A 16,356-nucleotide genomic window follows, 5' to 3' on the forward strand; every position below is an offset into this window, starting at 1 on the left:
TTAAAAAGGGGGGATTAGAATTTTAGCCGCCTTTTTAAGGGGGTTGGGGGATCTAATATCTTTATCAACAAACGCTTTAACGTTAAGTTGACACAAATGCACACATGTGATCCCCTACAGATCGCCAACTACAATTATTTTTAACTTCTCAGTTGCACCGGCATAGCTAAATAGGTCATTTTCAAACCACCCAACGGCGTAAAAATCACTGGAGTTAGGCTTTGATTTAAATGCATTTGAATTTCGGAAGATGGCAACTCTTTCAAACCTTCCATCAAGTATTTAATGTTAAAAGCAATTTCTATATTCTCCCCAGAAATTTGCGCCGGCATTGACTCTCTACCACTGCCTACATCCTGAGCTTCGCAAGATAAAGTAATTTCTTGAGCGTCGCTGTCAATACTGAGCTTGACAATATTGTTTTTTTGATCTGCTAGCACAGCAATCCGTTCTAAAGTGCTGACGAATTGTCGCCGTTCAATTGTCACTTGTCGCTCAAATTGGCGGGGGATTAATTGTCGATAAGCAGGATATTGCCCTTCTAATGTGCGACTAGTCAAGCGTTGATTTTGCCATGCAAACACAACTTGTCCTTGATCGAAATATAAAGCGACAGGTTCATCTGATGAGGCGCTATGAGCTAGCATTCGTTGGAGTTCGCGTAATGCTCTAGCTGGTACTGTTACTTCTAGTTGAGTAGTCCCGCCTAGAGGACGCTCGTTGCTAGTTTCTACTACTGCGAGGCGATGTCCGTCGGTAGCTGCAAATTCTAAGGTATCTTGTTTAACTGTTAAATGCACTCCCGTGAGTACTTGCTTGGTTTCATCACCACTGGTAGCAAACAATGAACCTCGTAATCCCTCAATTAATGCGGCGGTGGTGAGATGGATTACTTCGGTATTTTCAATTACAGGTAGTTCGGGAAATTCTTCCGGCCCCATTGCTCGGACTTGGTAATGTCCACTCTTGGGCGTGAGTGTGACTATTAAACCTTCTCCACCGGGTGTTGCACCTGTCAAGGCTGATTCATCGTCTAGAGTGATTTCGCCTTCTGGAAGACGAGAGGTGATGTCTACAAGTAATTTAGCAGGAAGTGCGATCGCACCACTTTGCCATACCTCTGCGTTAAAGCTGGTGCGGATTCCCAAGCTGAGATCGAAGGCTGTTAAGCTTACTTGGTTAGTTTCAGCATCCGCTTGGAGCAGCACATTAGCAAGTACTGGATGAGTTGGCCGTGAAGGAACTGCACGACTAACGAGTGAGAGGTTTGTACTGAGATCGCTTTGGGAGCAAACTAATTTCATAAGTCAGATGCAGCTGGTGAAAGATATCCTAACATTCTTATTGTTTATAGGCGATCGCTATTTATTTGATTAGTGCGTAGGCGGTCTGATAAATTACCTACTGAGAGCAAATGCTGGGGAATTCCTCCCATGCGCTCTAGAATGCTTTGCTCACCATGAGATGTGGAATTTTTCTGATCCTGTCTATCTTTTATGAATAGCAAGAAGTCTAGCACTTCTTCCACTAAAGAATCTGAAACCTGCTCAATTTCCTGAATAAATTGCTCTCTGGCTGTCATAAATTATCTGTCTCAATACCAACAAAACTTCATTTATCACGTTAACAAGTGTTCAGGGGCTATTTCATCTCAGACAACAAGCAAAAGCGATGGCTTCTACTGTTCAAACTGTAAAAGTTTAAACCTTTGCAACAAATGCTCTTCCATGTATAAGAAAGGCTTAAGTATTTCTTGCAAATGTATAAGTCGTTGCAACAATTGTTTAATACTTTGCAACAAATGCTCTTCCATGTATAAGAAAGGCTTAAGTATTTCTTGCAAATGTATAAGTCGTTGCAACAATTGTTTAATACTTTGCAACAAATGCTCTTCCATGTATAAGAAAGGCTTAAGTATTTCTTGCAAACGTATAAGTCGTTGCAACAATTGTTTAATACTTTGCAACAAATGCTCTTCCATGTATAAGAAACGCTTAAATCATTGCAGCAATTGTTGTAATGAACTTATAAAAGCATTTGCTACTTGACGCTTAAAACAGTCTCAGTGAAATTAACTAAATTTTTGGAGATGGGATATTTACGACAAGCTACGCCTAAGCAACTGATTTTGCTATATTTTCCGATGCCAATCAAGCATTTTTTGTATAAAACAGTACTATCAACCTAGTGGCAGAGATGCATTATGGCACGTCGTAAAAGAAATTCCAACGTTTTAGAACGAGCCGATCGCCGAATTGAAAGTTTACAATCTATCAGCGTAGAACTTGACTTTGGCCAAGGACTGACTATAGAAGCTTATAATATGACAATTAACGATCTCCGGTCTAAGCTTGCTGCTTACAACACTGCTTTATCTACAATTGACAAACTCACTGATGACGTGAAGAACGCAGAACAGGTTGTAATAGCAATGTCAGAAAAAATGTTATTAGGAGTTGCCAGTCGTTACGGTAAAATCAGCCAGGAATACGAGATGGCGGGTGGTGCGCGACGAGGTAATACTAAGAAGAAGCGAAGCGTATTAGGCAATTCCAAAGTCACCAATCCTTTAGCAGCCGATTCTGTTCAGCCTTCTTCTGTAAATGGATCTATGAATGGGGCATCGGCTGCGATCGTAAGTTAGTACAACATATCGCAAGGTGTAAGGGCACGGCATGCCGTGCCCCTACGGATATACCTCATTAACAGAAAATCAAGATTTTTAACCCGCGGAGGCGGGTTTTGTCTGTGTAGCCGCGACTTCCAGTCGCCCAGTGTAGTACGCAAACATACTATAATTTGTGAAAAGCCTAATTTATCCCACTCCTAAAGACGCAAGAGGTATCGTTGGTGTCGCTCAAAGTATTCTGTTCCTACTCTCACAACGACGAACCCCTGAAGGATGAACTAGCTAAACACCTGACTATGTTGGAACGGCAAGGTGTAATTTCAACCTGGCACGATCGCAAAATCCCGCCTGGAAGAGAATGGGATCGGCAGATTAATGAGAATTTGAACACAGCCGACATTATTCTATTGCTCGTCAGTTCAGACTTTATCTTTTCTAAATACTGCTGGGATGTTGAAGTTACCAAAGCAATAGAACGCCACGAAGCTGGAGAGGCTTGCGTCATTCCAATTATTCTGCGAAACGTTTCTTGGCAATCGGCACCATTTGCTAAACTACAAGCTCTGCCCAAAAATGCCCAACCTGTTAAGTCTTGGAATAATCAAGACGATGCATTCACGAATGTAGCTGAGGGAATTAAATTTGCTGCTGAACAGTTAATTAAGGAGCGTGAGCAAAAACGGGTAATTAGAGAAGCCGCCATAGTTGAGTATCGTCAGCAGGCTGAAGGTTTTGCGTCTGATGGCGAGATTTCTCTTGTGGAATCGGAAATATTGAAAGATTTACAGGAAAAATTAGGATTAACAGATTTAGAAGCCAGTGCAATCCGAGAGAAAGCATTAGAGCCTTACGGTATATATAAGAAAAATATAGACAAATACAGGCTATTTTTGCCAGATTTTGTAGACCGACATGGATATCCATTGGATGAAAAAGCTAAAAATGAATTAAAGAAATTACAACAATACTATAAACTTAGAGATGAAGATGCAGTTCGCTTAGAGAAAGAGCAAGAAGTAGAGTATCAAAAACTGCAAGCAGAAAAACTTCTGCAAGAACAGGAAGCAAGGCTTTTTACAGAAAATTTGGGCAATGGCGTAGTTCTGGAAATGGTTAAAATTCCTGGTGGACAATTCTTGATGGGTTCCCCAGAGAATGAGCCAGAACGAATCGATTGGGAAAGTCCACAGCACCTTGTTACCATTCAACCCTTTTTCATGGGCAAATATCCAGTTACACAAAGCCAATGGACTGTTGTAGCTGCGCTGAAAAAGGTAAATATTGATTTAAATCCCCACCCCTCGCACTTCAAAGGCGCTAATCGACCTGTTGAGAATGTGTCTTGGGATGATGCGATTGAGTTTTGTGCCAGATTATCTAACAAGACTGGGAAAACCTATCGCTTACCTAGTGAGGCAGAGTGGGAATATGCCTGTCGTGCGGGAACTACTACCCCATTTTATTTTGGTGAGACGATTACGACAGACTTAGCAAATTATGACGGTAACTATACTTATGGTGCTGGGTCAAAGGGTGAATATCGTCAGCAAACAACAGATGTTGGAGAATTTCCACCAAATACCTTTGGTTTATTTGATATGCATGGTACTATATGGGAATGGTGTCAGGATGCTTGGCACGAAAATTATAAAGGAGCGCCAACAGACGGCAGCGCTTGGATAAGTGATAATGATGATCGGCGGCTGCGTGGTGGTTCGTGGGGCAGCAAACCGAAGTACTGCCGCTCGGCCATTCGCCGCAGATACGCGCGTGACTTTAGGAACCGCATTGTGGGTTTTCGGGTTGTGGTTGCGGCTCCCCTCAGGACTTAGTATCCCTTTACACTCTTGCCCTATTGCCCTCTTCGCTTTTTTCTTTTCCCTTCTTCATTTCTCTGGCGCTCTGCGCGATCAATGCTCAGAGTCAGTCCATATTACTGCATTGTTGCATAATCGGATTTTAGACTTGTCCAGCCGTCAATACTTGGACTACAGTCACATCCAGCATTGGAAGAGTCGCTGACTTAATAATGTCTGTTCCCTGAAATACAGTTTCTTCATACAGTCCATCTACCAGAGTCAGTAGAGTAATTCTAGCTCTCTGAGCATCAACAATCCAATATTCAGGGATACCTCGTGCAGCATACTCAGAACGTTTATAGCGGTAGTCTCTATCCTCATTTACCTTTCCAGGACAGACGACCTCAACCACTAATGTTGGAGAAGGCATATCTGGAGTGATTGTCGCTCGTCCGCCTGCGATCGCTTCTAGTAACTCTTGTGTCAATATCATTAAATCAGGTAGCCGTACACGAGTGCGGTTGCCTATGACCACAAGTTCTGTATCTTTATGGCGAATGAGTTGAATCGGGACAAACTTGAGAAACTGTGACAGTAGATAGAGAGAAATCAAGTTATTCCTATCGCTTTCCAGTGGCATTTCAACTAACTCTCCATCCACAAGTTCATAGCGAACATCTGTGCCATCATCATAGACAAGATACTCGTCCAGAGTGAGTTTTTTGATTGTTGTGGCCATAAACTTTTTACTTAATCATCACTCTAAACATAGATTTTACCTTATTGCTCGGTTAAGCTTAAAAAATAACTCCAATGTAGATTGGCTTGAAGAACGGAACCGAAAATTTTGATATCAATCCTCAATTTCATGCCAATTTCATTTTGAGATGAAAGACTGGGTATAAGGTGCAGAAAAATCCCCCAAAACAAAGCTAGCTTTGTTTACCAAAAATTACGATCGCAATTTCTTTGCACCTATACTCAAGGATTTCTAATAGCGATGCCCAACTCTCTGCGTTTCCAACCAATTCTAACCATGCATTGTGTTTCTGGTACACTTGTCAGCTTGCTATTATTGGCAAGCCCAGTAGCAGTTTTAGCCCACGCCGGACACGGAGATGAATTTCACCAAGAAAGTGAAGCCACCCCAGCAACTAGCTCTATTCAAGTTGACAATCAAACTGCCCAACGTTTAGGAATTAAAGTTGAGCCAGTTAAAAGTCAGCGTTTAGCTGTGGGTATAAAAACCACAGGACAGATTGAAACTCTACCTAGTAAACAAGTAGAAGTAACCACACCAATTGCAGGCGCGAAGGTGGTTGAGTTATTAGTAGAACCTGGTGCATTAGTTAAACAAGGTCAACCCGTCGCTATACTATCTAGTCCTGATTTGGTAGAACTGCGGGTTAACTCCCAAGAAAAACTGGCTCAAGGACAGGCTGATTTACAACAAGCCTTAGCTGATTTAAGATTAGCCCAACAAAACCGCGATCGCTATCAACAAATTACCACAGCAGAGATCGCCCAAGCCCAAAGTCAAGTGGCATTTTCCCAAGAGAAGTATGACAAAGATCAACAATTAGTTGCTGAAGGTGCTTTACCACGGCGTAATGCTCTCGAATCTCAAACTCAACTGGCACAAGCTAAAGCTGAACTTACCAAAGCCAATAGCCGCCGAGAGGTGATTGAAGCTGAAAATCAACTTAAACGCGCTCAGGCATCTGTTGACGTAGCAAAATCCCAGATTACTCTCAGTAACAGCACTTATGAAACTCGGCTGCAACAACTAGGAATCCGTGGCAATGCTAAAGGATTGGTGACAGTAACATCTCCCATTTCTGGGAAGGTTGCAGATAGGGAAGTTACCCTTGGTCAAACCTTTGAAGATGCAGGTGGTAAATTGATGACGATTGTCAATGACAATCAGGTTTTTGCCACAGCAAATATATATGAAAAAGATTTAGATAAAGTTAAAGCAGGACAACAAGTTAGGGTTAAAGTTGCTTCAGTCCCGAATCGGACTTTTACGGGACGAATTGCGGTAATTAATTCTGTAGTAACAGGTGAGACGCAGGTTGTACCTGTAAAAGCCGAAATCAATAACCCTGGTGGTGTACTCAAACCAGGAATGTTTGCAGACTTGGAAGTTTTGACAAACCAAAGCTCCTCAGCTATCTTGGCGATTAAGAGCGCGGCTGTGGTAGAAGCTAATAATAAAAAAGTTGTTTACATTCAAAATGGCAATACTTATCAACCTGTTGAAGTTACCTTAGGCCAAACCTCTGGAGACATGGTTGAGGTAAAAACTGGTTTATTCGAGGGTGATTTGATAGTTACGCAACGCGCACCGCAACTTTACGCTCAATCTCTGCGCGGTGATACCAAGAAAAAAGCAGACAAACACACGGAAACTCCTGTACAAACAGCAGAGACTACGCCTAGCTTGCCAGTACCCTGGTGGATTGCAGCCGGGGGAGGATCAGCACTAGCTACTGTAGCTTTTATGGCAGGTACTTTCTGGGCCGGCCGTCATGGCAAATATCAATATCAATTAGCCACAGAAAGCTACCTTACAAAAGAACCTCTAAACAGTGCCGCGCCAGAATTCAATGATAACCATCGGGTGACAAGTAAAGATTCAGAGATTGAGAAATAACAATGCTGAGTGCCATTATTAAGTGGGCGATCGCTCGCCGTTGGTTAGCCATTCTAGGGACAATTATCCTCACTATTTGGATATTTCGGACGATTATCCAAATGCCTTTGGATGTTTTTCCTAGCTTTGCACCACCTCAAGTTGAAATTCAAACTGAAGCACCAGGACTCGCCCCCGAAGAATTAGAATCCTTAGTAACTTTACCAATTGAAAGTGCGATTAATGGTACTCCGGGAGTGACAGCAGTCCGCTCATCTTCAGCAGCAGGAATCTCTGTGGTTAAAGTCATTTTTAACTGGGATACTGATATTTATCAAGCTCGTCAGTTAGTAACAGAGCGATTGCAACAGAGCTTTAATAAGCTACCGTCAGGAGTGGAAACTCCCCAAATTTCCCCTACAAGCTCCCCCATTGGGACTGTATTACAATATGCCTTTACCTCCGAAAGCACTCCTTTAATGGAAGTGCGGCGTATTGTTGATTGGCAAGTAACAAATCGTCTTTTAGCTGTGCCTGGTGTTAGTCAGGTAGTAGCTTATGGTGGCGATGTTCGCCAATATCAAGTATTAGTTGATCCAGAAAAATTAAAAGCCTTTAATGTCACTTTAGAAGAGGTAGAGCAAGCAGCCAAAGCTGCCAATGTCAATGCTCCTGGTGGCTATTTAATTACACCTGATCGAGAAAAGTTAATTCGGGGGATTGGGCGGATTGAATCTATCGAAGAATTACAGCAATCAGTGATTACTGCTCGTAATGGTACACCTGTTAATATCTCAGATATTGCTGATGTGCAAATTGGGGCGGCGATAAAACGGGGTGATGGTAGTTTTAACACTCAAAAGGCAATTGTTGTGATGATTAACAAACAGCCTCAAGCCGATACTCCTACTGTCACCCGTCTTATAGAAAATGCGATGTTAGAGATTCAAGGAGGATTGCCCAAAGATATCAAAGTCACACCTACCTTTCGTCAAGAAAACTATATTGATTCTTCTATTGAAAATGTTAGAGAGGCTTTAATCGAAGGCAGTATTATTGTTGCTTTAATTCTGATTCCCTTCTTAATGAATTGGCGTAACTTAGCTATTTGTTTAACTGCCCTACCTTTATCTTTATTACTAGGAGTACTATTACTAAATTGGTTAGGACAGGGTTTAAATACTATGACTTTGGGAGGGTTAGCCGTAGCGATTGGTTCAGCCGTTGATGATGCAATTGTTGATGCTGAAAACGTTTACCGTAACCTGCGAGAAAATAAATATTCTCCCAACCCCCGCCCGGTTTTAGATGTTGTATTTGACGGTTGTCAAGAGGTACGCGATTCGGTATTTGGAGCTACCATCATTACTATAGTTGTCTTCTCCCCAGTTTTTGCTTTGGCTGGTGTAGAAGGTAGCATTTTTATCCCGATGGGATTAGGCTATATGGCAGCAGTTATCGCTTCTAGTATCACAGCATTAACGGTGACTCCGGCTTTATGTGCAATTTTACTGCCTTATGGTCGCTTGCCAGAAACAGAACCTTGGATAGCGAGATTTTTTAAACGACTTTATTATCCATTATTAATATTTTCTCTCAAGCGTGCGGAAATTGTTTTAGGTTTAGCGATCGCTAGTTTGGTAGCTGCAACTATAATTTTCCCCTCCTTTGGCAGAATATTTTTACCAGAGTTTCAGGAGCAAACTTTAGTAAATACCCTAACTCTTTATCCGGGGGTTTCACTGGAAGCTACTAATGCAGCTGGTGAAGCACTTCAGCACGCACTCAAGGGAGACTCGAGATTTCCTTATGTGCAGTTGCGTTCTGGACGTGCGCCAGGAGACGGGGATGCAGCAGGGGTGAATTTAGGACACTTGGATATCGAGTTAAGCGATGCAGCGATGAAAGATAGGGAGGGGACGATTGAGAAGTTAAGGGAAGAATTTGCTAAGTTACCAGGGGTAGCACCAAATATTGGTGGTTTTATCTCCCACCGCATGGATGAGGTGTTGTCTGGGGTGAGGAGTGCGATCGCTGTCAAAATCTTCGGGCCAGACTTAGAACAACTCCACACCGTTGGACAGCAAGTTAATGATGTGATGAAAACCGTTAATGGGATTGTAGATTTACAACTAGAACCCCAAATACCGATTGAACAAATACAAATAAAATTCAACCGACCTGCTGCTTCCCGGTATGGCTTGACAATAGGCAAACTTTCGGAAATTATTGAAACTGCTCTGAATGGACGAGTAGTATCTCAAATTTTAGAAAAACAACAAACTTTCGATTTAGCTGTGTGGTTGAAGCCAGATGCACGGCAAAATTTGGATACGATTGGCAATTTGTTAATTGATACTCCTATCGGTCAAAAAATTCCTCTATCACAGGTTGCTACAATTGAAAACGGTACTGGACCTAATACTATAAATAGAGAGAATGTATCCCGATTAATTGTTGTTTCCGCTAACGCTAATGGTAGAGATTTACGCTCTATCGTCAATGAAATTAGAGACAAAGTTAATCAACAAGTACATCCACCATCTGGTTACTATATCCAGTATGCGGGTCAATTTGAAGCAGAAGAAAGAGCAACTCAGAATATTTTAATATCGAGTGCGATCGCCTTTGTTGCAATTACAGTCATCATGTACATTTCTGTCAAATCTATCTCTTCTACTGCCATGATTATGATTAATTTGCCTTTGGCTTTAGTGGGAGGAGTATTTTCAGTAGCTTTGACTGGTGGTGTTATTTCTATTGCTTCTTTGGTTGGCTTTATCACTCTATTTGGAGTTGCTACCCGCAATGGTTTGTTGCTTGTGGATAATTACAACACCAAATTTGCTGTAGGTCTACCACTTAAAGATGTTCTGATTAAAGGGTCAATGGAACGTTTGAATGCGATTTTGATGACAGCTTTTACCTCTGCTTTGGGATTAGCACCTTTAGTAATTGAAAGTGGGCCAGGAAAGGAAATCTTACAACCACTTTCAATAGTAGTGTTAGGTGGGTTGTTTACTTCTACGGCATTAACCTTAGTGGTTCTCCCTGCACTGTATGTCAAATTTGGCAGGTTTTTGATCCCTCAGCACACTAAAGCAATCTTATATGATTTGTGAAAAATCAATTTCAAACAAGGAAGAAATCAATGAAAAAGCTAAAATTTAGTTTCATTATTATCGGAAGTGTAGGACTGCTTTTTTTAGGAGCTTGTAGTAATAGTAATCAAACAGTTAATACAGAAAATAGCCCAGTTTCCTCTACTTCAAGCGCCAAGACTCCATCAGTTATACCTTCACCTGGGGCTAAAAAAACAAATAGTCCGCATGGTGAATCTAAAGGAGGTCAAGTTGTAGAGACAGGAACTTATCACTTAGAGTTTTTAGCCGAGAAAGAAACTAATACAACTCACATGGATTTATATTTGCAAACAGGTGACAATCACGAAGCAGTACCTGATGCAAAGGTAATTGCTCAAGTTCAGCTACCGGATGGGAAACAAAAGTCAATTCCTTTAACCTATGACGTTAGTGGTAAACACTATGCGGCGACGCTATCTGAAAATACATCTGGTCAATATCAGGTGAAAATTACTGCGGATATTAAAGGTGAAAAAGTAAACGGGCGTTTTAATTTTAATCGGTAACTGTTAGCTCGACTTACTGAATTACGAATTAGTCTGACAAGTGAAATTTATGCGAGTGCTACTAGTAGAAGATGAAACAGATTTAGGTGATGCTATTAAACGAACTCTTACCCAACACAAGTACTTAGTCGATTGGGTACTGGATGGTACAGATGCATGGGCATATTTAGAAAATAGCTGGACACAATATACATTAGCTATTTTCGATTGGATGCTACCAGGAATATCAGGATTAGAATTGTGCAAACAACTACGCTCCCACAAAAATCCTCTGCCTGTGTTAATGCTGACAGCCAAAGACAGCATGGAAGATAAAGTGGCTGGGCTGGATGCAGGTGCAGATGACTATTTAGTAAAGCCATTTGGGATGGCAGAATTATTAGCAAGATTGCGGGCATTGCAGAGGCGATCGCCCCAATTTCAGCCCCAGGAATTAACCGTTGGCAACCTGACTTTAGATTACGGTAATAATTTAGTTGTTAGTCAGAATGCTGCGGGAAATAAACAAGAGATTCCCCTAACAAATAAAGAATTCCAGTTACTAGAATATTTTATGAAGCACCCAAACCAAATTGTTACTACAGAACAAATTCGTAATCAGCTTTGGGAAGTAAGCGCAGAACCAGTTAGTAATGTGGTAGCTGCTCAAATGCGGTTGCTGCGTCGCAAACTAGCTAATAGTGGCTGCGAAAATATAATTGAAACTTTGCATGGTACGGGATATCGTCTGAATCTTACTAATGAAATTTCATAAGCGCGATCGGTGTGAAAACTTCAAGGTATGTCATTGCGAATGGAACAGAGTGATTCGTATATCTTAGATTCCGTTACACTCAAAAATAGCTATAACTGTCAAATAAATTTCAAGGAAGCGTATTGACTATGAAGTGGCGAGTAATTCTCGAGCCCGATCAAGAAACCGGGGAATGGGCTGTTTGGTGTCCCGAATTACCTGGTTGTACATCTGCGGGTGATACGGAAGAAGAAGCTTTAGAAAATATCCGTGAGGCAATTCAATTATATTTGGAAGCCGATCCAATTCAATTAGCACCAGGAGCAATATCCCGCGAGGTTACGGTAGGATGATTCGTACCCGACGAATGAATGCGGATGAGGTTGAAAGAATTTTACAAAACTACGGATTCGAGCTTATTTCCCAAATAGGTAGCCATCGTAAATAGCGAAATGATGATCGCCAACTACAAGTAATTGCGCCCTATCATAAAGGTCGGAATCTGCCAATTGGAACTTTGCGTAATATCATGATAGGTGCAGATATTCCCGAATCTGAATGGAAAACTGATTAGTAAAAAGTCACTAATTGTTACATCTATTCTACTATTTGCAAACTCACCATTTTACCAAAATCTCTTTAATTTTGAGTTAATAGAACTGCTGTTTTAACAAGTGCAATATAATAATCAGCAATGTTTCGGTAATATTACTATCCCTAATTGCTGTATCAAAGCTATTGTGTCACCTTGACCCCAATGTTCCACAATTTTGCCATTTATAACACGATCTATATGTACAACTGAGAACCTAACCTGTTTACCAGTTGGCGGAATACCCATAAATTCCCCTTGGTGAGTTCCACAAAAAATCCCACGAGTCACAACTTGATTTTCTTCAGCAATCACATCTTCAAAAGTATGATAACCATCTGGAAAAGCCGCACGCATCATTAATGCATACTCAAAAAAAGCATCAACACCTTCGAGTTTATGACTTCCCATCACGCAACCAATAATATCTGGGGAAACTAACCTTTTCCCTTGTTCAATATCACCTAAATCAAAAGCTTTGTAAGCTTGCAGAACAGTGGATTTGTTATGTGCTAAAGACATACAGATTCTTGTTTTTCAATACCTTCTTGTAAATTTAGCTGGCAAAATTACCGTTTACATTGACTTAGGTTAAGAAATTGCCTTTTTTTGAATTCTTCGTTTTAATCGGCTCAAAGACTCTGGCTCAACACCGAGATAGGACGCTATATAGTATTGAGGAATGCGCTGTAAAAGTTCAGCTTCAGTTTGAAGAAGTTTGAGATACCGTTGTTCAGGCGTGTCTTTAAAAAGAGAAAGCAGTTTATCTCGTAGCATAAATGCAAGGCTCTCTGCATGGAGTCTCAAGAATTTTTGGCCTTCAGGAGCTAGTTCAAAAACTTGAAACAACTCATTGCTAACGATCAGCACCTCAGAGTCTTCAATTGCTTGGCAAGAAAAACACGCGGGTTGTTGCTTGCGGAAACTCTCGTAGTCACCTAGCGGTTGATTTTCCAGATGGAAAAACAATGTCAATTCTTTTCCATCTTTGAGGAAAAATGTTCTCAGACAACCTTTTAATGTCAAGCCGAGAAACTCACAAACATCACCCTCACGAAACAAGAATTCTCCCTTTTGAATCTTTACTGTTTTTAGAAGCGGCTCAATCCGCATTAATTCAATTTTAAATTCAGGTAGAAACTGCTGGATGAATTCGGAAAATTGTTCAAACATGGGGAATGCGATCGCACTAGGATAATTACAGGTTAACCACAGGTTGAAACTGCACGGCTGTTCACAATATCTTCTTATGAATCAGAATAAACTATTTCAGCAAACCCGCCTACGTTTAGCACTGTGGTATGCGCTTGTCATGGCTTTGATTTTAAGCCTGTGCGGATTCGGCATCTACAGAGCAATCTCCCATGCCCATTGGATGATATTAGACCGAGAACTGGAGTCTGTCGCGGGAACATTGCACGATACTATTGAATTAAAATTACAAAAGCCTGGTCAATTGGAACCAGTAATACAGCAACTTTTACCTAATATTTGTGTAGTTGGTAAAAGTTGTATTCAAGAACAATCAATTTCCAAACGCCATATTTTAAGCGCTATCAATCAAAGCAATTACTATGTCCGTTTTTTCGATAGCTCAGGACGCTTAATTGCGATCACAGGAACTTATCCAGACGAATTACCTATAATTTTTAACAAAGAACTTTGGCAAACCCTTAAAGATAGCAAAGGCAACTTTTATCATCAAATTTCTTTTGTGCTGCATACCCAAGAAAATCTCGATTGGGGTTACATCCAAGTAGGGCGAAGTCTTGCGGAATTTAATAGCTATCTCACTGCTATAAAACTCACTTTAGCATTGGGATTACCAATCGTAATGGGTTTGGTTGGCGTTGCAAGTTGGTGGTTAGCAGGATTGGCAATGCAGCCGATTTATCGCTCATATAAACAAGTCCAACAATTTACAGCAGATGCCGCACACGAATTACGAACTCCTCTAGCAGCAACACAAGCGACAGTAGAATCCGCGTTGATGATGTCTCAATTAGATGAAACAGAAGCGCGGGATATTCTACAAACCATACACCGTCAAAATCAGCGGCTCACAACTCTAGTTACAGATTTGCTGCTGCTGACTCGCCTGGATCGTCAATCTGTGCCAATGCAACGAGACATTTGTTGCTTGGATGATATTGTTAATGACTTAATAGAGGAATTTGCAGCATTAGCGATCGCAGCCGATATTACACTAACATCTTCAACCCGGGTTTCAAATCCTCTAAATATTGTCGGCAATGAAGATCAGCTTTATCGCTTGTTTTCTAATTTAATTGTCAATGCAATTCAATACACCCCATCAGGAGGAAAGGTAACGGTTTCCGTAGACCGCAGTGATCATTATGCCGTGATTCAGGTGCAAGATACAGGCATTGGTATTCCCCAGCCAGAGTTAACGCGAATTTTTGACCGCTTCTATCGAGTGAATAGCGATCGCTCCCGTAGCACTGGCGGTTCTGGATTGGGATTAGCGATCGCGCAAGCAATTGTTTTGGCACACCACGGCAGCATAGATGTGCAAAGTGAATTCGGCAAAGGTAGCACTTTTACTATTAAGTTACAAAGAAAGCCAGGAGGCAGGAAACACGATAGCGCAGCGTCTCGTAGAGAGCGTCGGCAGGAGGCAAAAATTATTAACAGAAACTACTTTACATCTGTGGAAAACTTGTGGAAAAACATGCGAGTTTTTCCACAAGGTAATTATACTTAATTAAGTTTTACCAGCAAAATATCAAGTTTTCCACAGATTTTTCCACAAAAAGTAAGATTTTTTCCACAATATAAGTTAAATTTAATCAATTTTTATACGTTACTTAATATTCTCGACTACTTATTCAGCCGTCAAGGCTAATGATCAGAGTGCTGGTTGTGGAAAACTTCAAATAAATCTTCACGATGGTTTTTGGGAGCGGCTAGTCATATTGATGCGATCGCTCAGTTGGCGTAGGGTTTGTGCTAAAGTGCGATCGCTTTCTTGAAGTTGAGTAATTTTATCGCAACTATAGATTACCGTTGTATGGTCTTTACCACCAAATTCCTCGCCAATTCTCGGCAAACTCAGAGATGTGTGTTGGCGCATGAGATACATTCCTATTTGACGCGCCCAGCTAATCTCTCTACGTCGTGAGTTACCTTTGAGATCGTCTATTAAAATATCAAAATTATCCGCCACAACCTTTAAAATTGCTTCTGGGGTAGCTGTCATTTTTTCGTTAGGCGGTTCTAAAACTGGTGTGATATTTTCCACCGTCATCGGTAAGCCCCAAATGGAAATATAAGCCACCGCCCGAATTAAAGCTCCTTCTAATTCTCTAATATTAGAAGTGTAGTTAGAAGCAATATACTCAATCACGTCGCGGGGAAGCCGAATATTTTCATCCTCAGCTTTTTTCTGCAAAATGGCCATTCTAGTTTCTAAATCCGGCTTTTGGATATCTGCGATTAACCCCATAGAAAACCGAGAACAAAGTCGCTCTTGTAAGCTAGGAATCTGGTTAGGAGGACGGTCGGAAGCAATGACAACTTGTTTACCAGCTTCATGTAAAGTATTAAAAGTATAAAAAAATTCTTCTTGGGTGTATTCCTTTCCCTCAAGAAACTGAATATCATCAACCAATAAAACATCAGCGGCTCGATAATGCTCTCGAAAACTTTGCATACTATCCTTACGAATCGCTGTAATTAAATCATTAGTAAACTGCTCAGTCGAAACATAAAATATTTTACAATTAGGCGAAATTGCATAGCGATAATGACCGATAGCTTGCATAAGATGAGTTTTACCTAAACCTACGCCACCGCACAAAAATAAAGGATTAAACTCTCTACCTGGAGATTCCGCAACTGCCAAAGAAGCAGCGTGAGCCATTCGATTATTGGCACCAACTACAAACCGGGAAAAGACATATTTAGAGTTTAAATCAGTAGTTTTATGATTGTGATTAGGAACAGCTTCCGAAATACTGCTAGGATTTGGTGATTCCCAAGAAACCTCTCGTTCACTAAAATGAGAAACTTCATCACCTTGAGCAACAGTAATGTAAATTCCTACGGGATGACCGAGAATATCTTGTACTACATGAGCAATGGTATTGATGTAATACTTCTGTAACCAATTACGAGCAAATGGGTTAGGAGTACGAATAACCAAGCAATTATTTTCTAATCGCTCTGCACTAGCAGTTTTGATCCAAGTTTCAAAGGTGGGTCGGGATAGTTCAAGCTGTAGGCGCTCTAGTACCTGACTCCACAGATTTTCTATGGGAATTTCCATTATCCACAACCTTTGCTGCTAATCGTCACAA

15 protein-coding genes are annotated in these 16,356 nt (G+C 41.0%); 8 read left to right on the forward strand and 7 right to left on the reverse strand.

Translation table 11 applies throughout. The annotated features are described in order from the left end of the window. Positions 1 to 140 precede the first annotated feature (140 nt). From dnaN to F8R90_RS25345, 3 genes are all read right to left on the reverse strand, one after another. Positions 141 to 1,304, reverse strand: coding sequence for a DNA polymerase III subunit beta (gene dnaN, locus F8R90_RS25335; protein WP_196512967.1), 1,164 nt, complete (start codon positions 1,302 to 1,304; stop codon positions 141 to 143). 44 nt (positions 1,305 to 1,348) lie between these two features. Beyond that, entirely contained in the window at positions 1,349 to 1,582 is a 234-nt protein-coding gene (locus tag F8R90_RS25340; protein WP_196512968.1) for a hypothetical protein, read from the reverse strand. A 96-nt stretch (positions 1,583 to 1,678) separates the two neighbouring features. Further along, the gene (locus F8R90_RS25345) at positions 1,679 to 1,981 is read right to left on the reverse strand and encodes a hypothetical protein (protein ID WP_196512969.1); all 303 of its coding nucleotides are present in this window, start codon (positions 1,979 to 1,981) and stop codon (positions 1,679 to 1,681) included. Between the two features lie 222 nt (positions 1,982 to 2,203). Between F8R90_RS25345 and F8R90_RS25350 the strand changes: the two genes are divergently transcribed. Further along, the gene (locus tag F8R90_RS25350) at positions 2,204 to 2,644 is read left to right on the forward strand and encodes a hypothetical protein (protein ID WP_196512970.1); all 441 of its coding nucleotides are present in this window, start codon (positions 2,204 to 2,206) and stop codon (positions 2,642 to 2,644) included. Between the two features lie 206 nt (positions 2,645 to 2,850). After that, the gene (locus F8R90_RS25355; protein WP_196512971.1) at positions 2,851 to 4,461 is read left to right on the forward strand and encodes an SUMF1/EgtB/PvdO family nonheme iron enzyme; all 1,611 of its coding nucleotides are present in this window, start codon (positions 2,851 to 2,853) and stop codon (positions 4,459 to 4,461) included. A 127-nt stretch (positions 4,462 to 4,588) separates the two neighbouring features. On the opposite strand, the gene F8R90_RS25360 is transcribed toward F8R90_RS25355, so the two are convergent. Continuing rightward, complete coding sequence (locus tag F8R90_RS25360; RefSeq protein ID WP_196512972.1) at positions 4,589 to 5,167, reverse strand: Uma2 family endonuclease; 579 nt, start codon at positions 5,165 to 5,167, stop codon at positions 4,589 to 4,591. Positions 5,168 to 5,428: 261 nt separating this feature from the next. Between F8R90_RS25360 and F8R90_RS25365 the strand changes: the two genes are divergently transcribed. From F8R90_RS25365 to F8R90_RS25385, 5 genes are all read left to right on the forward strand, one after another. Continuing rightward, a complete protein-coding gene (locus F8R90_RS25365) occupies positions 5,429 to 7,084 on the forward strand; it encodes an efflux RND transporter periplasmic adaptor subunit (RefSeq protein ID WP_196512973.1) in 1,656 nt (551 codons plus the stop codon). Between the two features lie 2 nt (positions 7,085 to 7,086). Next, positions 7,087 to 10,185 (forward strand): efflux RND transporter permease subunit, encoded by a 3,099-nt coding sequence (locus F8R90_RS25370; protein WP_196512974.1) that lies wholly within the window; start codon positions 7,087 to 7,089, stop codon positions 10,183 to 10,185. A 29-nt stretch (positions 10,186 to 10,214) separates the two neighbouring features. Further along, the gene (locus F8R90_RS25375) at positions 10,215 to 10,712 is read left to right on the forward strand and encodes a hypothetical protein (protein ID WP_196512975.1); all 498 of its coding nucleotides are present in this window, start codon (positions 10,215 to 10,217) and stop codon (positions 10,710 to 10,712) included. Between the two features lie 49 nt (positions 10,713 to 10,761). Then, positions 10,762 to 11,466, forward strand: a complete 705-nt coding sequence (gene rppA, locus F8R90_RS25380; RefSeq protein WP_196512976.1) for a two-component system response regulator RppA — start codon at positions 10,762 to 10,764, stop codon at positions 11,464 to 11,466. Positions 11,467 to 11,594: 128 nt separating this feature from the next. Beyond that, the gene (locus F8R90_RS25385) at positions 11,595 to 11,798 is read left to right on the forward strand and encodes a type II toxin-antitoxin system HicB family antitoxin (protein WP_086687204.1); all 204 of its coding nucleotides are present in this window, start codon (positions 11,595 to 11,597) and stop codon (positions 11,796 to 11,798) included. A gap of 335 nt (positions 11,799 to 12,133) precedes the next feature. Here F8R90_RS25385 and F8R90_RS25390 read toward each other — a convergent pair whose 3' ends face one another. After that, positions 12,134 to 12,559 carry an ester cyclase gene (locus tag F8R90_RS25390; RefSeq protein ID WP_196512977.1) on the reverse strand — a complete coding sequence of 142 codons (426 nt, stop codon included), beginning with the start codon at positions 12,557 to 12,559 and terminating at the stop codon, positions 12,134 to 12,136. 69 nt (positions 12,560 to 12,628) lie between these two features. Next, positions 12,629 to 13,210 carry a Crp/Fnr family transcriptional regulator gene (locus F8R90_RS25395; protein ID WP_196512978.1) on the reverse strand — a complete coding sequence of 194 codons (582 nt, stop codon included), beginning with the start codon at positions 13,208 to 13,210 and terminating at the stop codon, positions 12,629 to 12,631. Between the two features lie 76 nt (positions 13,211 to 13,286). On the opposite strand from F8R90_RS25395, the gene rppB reads away from it, so the two are divergent. Further along, entirely contained in the window at positions 13,287 to 14,762 is a 1,476-nt protein-coding gene (rppB, locus tag F8R90_RS25400; RefSeq protein WP_196512979.1) for a two-component system sensor histidine kinase RppB, read from the forward strand. A 180-nt stretch (positions 14,763 to 14,942) separates the two neighbouring features. On the opposite strand, the gene dnaA is transcribed toward rppB, so the two are convergent. Next, positions 14,943 to 16,325 carry a chromosomal replication initiator protein DnaA gene (gene dnaA, locus F8R90_RS25405; protein WP_196512980.1) on the reverse strand — a complete coding sequence of 461 codons (1,383 nt, stop codon included), beginning with the start codon at positions 16,323 to 16,325 and terminating at the stop codon, positions 14,943 to 14,945. Positions 16,326 to 16,356: the final 31 nt, after the last annotated feature.

The organism is Nostoc sp. NZL (assembly GCF_015714705.1).
In the GTDB taxonomy this organism is placed as follows: domain Bacteria; phylum Cyanobacteriota; class Cyanobacteriia; order Cyanobacteriales; family Nostocaceae; genus Nostoc; species Nostoc foliaceum_A.

Bases quoted from the DNA above. Each gene is read 5' to 3' on its own strand.
- dnaN (WP_196512967.1), bottom strand. From the start codon at position 1,304: ATGAAATTAGTTTGCTCCCAAAGCGATCTCAGTACAAACCTCTCACTC.
- F8R90_RS25340 (WP_196512968.1), bottom strand. From the start codon at position 1,582: ATGACAGCCAGAGAGCAATTTATTCAGGAAATTGAGCAGGTTTCAGAT.
- F8R90_RS25345 (WP_196512969.1), bottom strand. From the start codon at position 1,981: ATGGAAGAGCATTTGTTGCAAAGTATTAAACAATTGTTGCAACGACTT.
- F8R90_RS25350 (WP_196512970.1), top strand. From the start codon at position 2,204: ATGGCACGTCGTAAAAGAAATTCCAACGTTTTAGAACGAGCCGATCGC.
- F8R90_RS25360 (WP_196512972.1), bottom strand. From the start codon at position 5,167: ATGGCCACAACAATCAAAAAACTCACTCTGGACGAGTATCTTGTCTAT.
- F8R90_RS25365 (WP_196512973.1), top strand. From the start codon at position 5,429: ATGCCCAACTCTCTGCGTTTCCAACCAATTCTAACCATGCATTGTGTT.
- F8R90_RS25370 (WP_196512974.1), top strand. From the start codon at position 7,087: ATGCTGAGTGCCATTATTAAGTGGGCGATCGCTCGCCGTTGGTTAGCC.
- F8R90_RS25375 (WP_196512975.1), top strand. From the start codon at position 10,215: ATGAAAAAGCTAAAATTTAGTTTCATTATTATCGGAAGTGTAGGACTG.
- rppA (WP_196512976.1), top strand. From the start codon at position 10,762: ATGCGAGTGCTACTAGTAGAAGATGAAACAGATTTAGGTGATGCTATT.
- F8R90_RS25385 (WP_086687204.1), top strand. From the start codon at position 11,595: ATGAAGTGGCGAGTAATTCTCGAGCCCGATCAAGAAACCGGGGAATGG.
- F8R90_RS25390 (WP_196512977.1), bottom strand. From the start codon at position 12,559: ATGTCTTTAGCACATAACAAATCCACTGTTCTGCAAGCTTACAAAGCT.
- F8R90_RS25395 (WP_196512978.1), bottom strand. From the start codon at position 13,210: ATGTTTGAACAATTTTCCGAATTCATCCAGCAGTTTCTACCTGAATTT.
- rppB (WP_196512979.1), top strand. From the start codon at position 13,287: ATGAATCAGAATAAACTATTTCAGCAAACCCGCCTACGTTTAGCACTG.
- dnaA (WP_196512980.1), bottom strand. From the start codon at position 16,325: ATGGAAATTCCCATAGAAAATCTGTGGAGTCAGGTACTAGAGCGCCTA.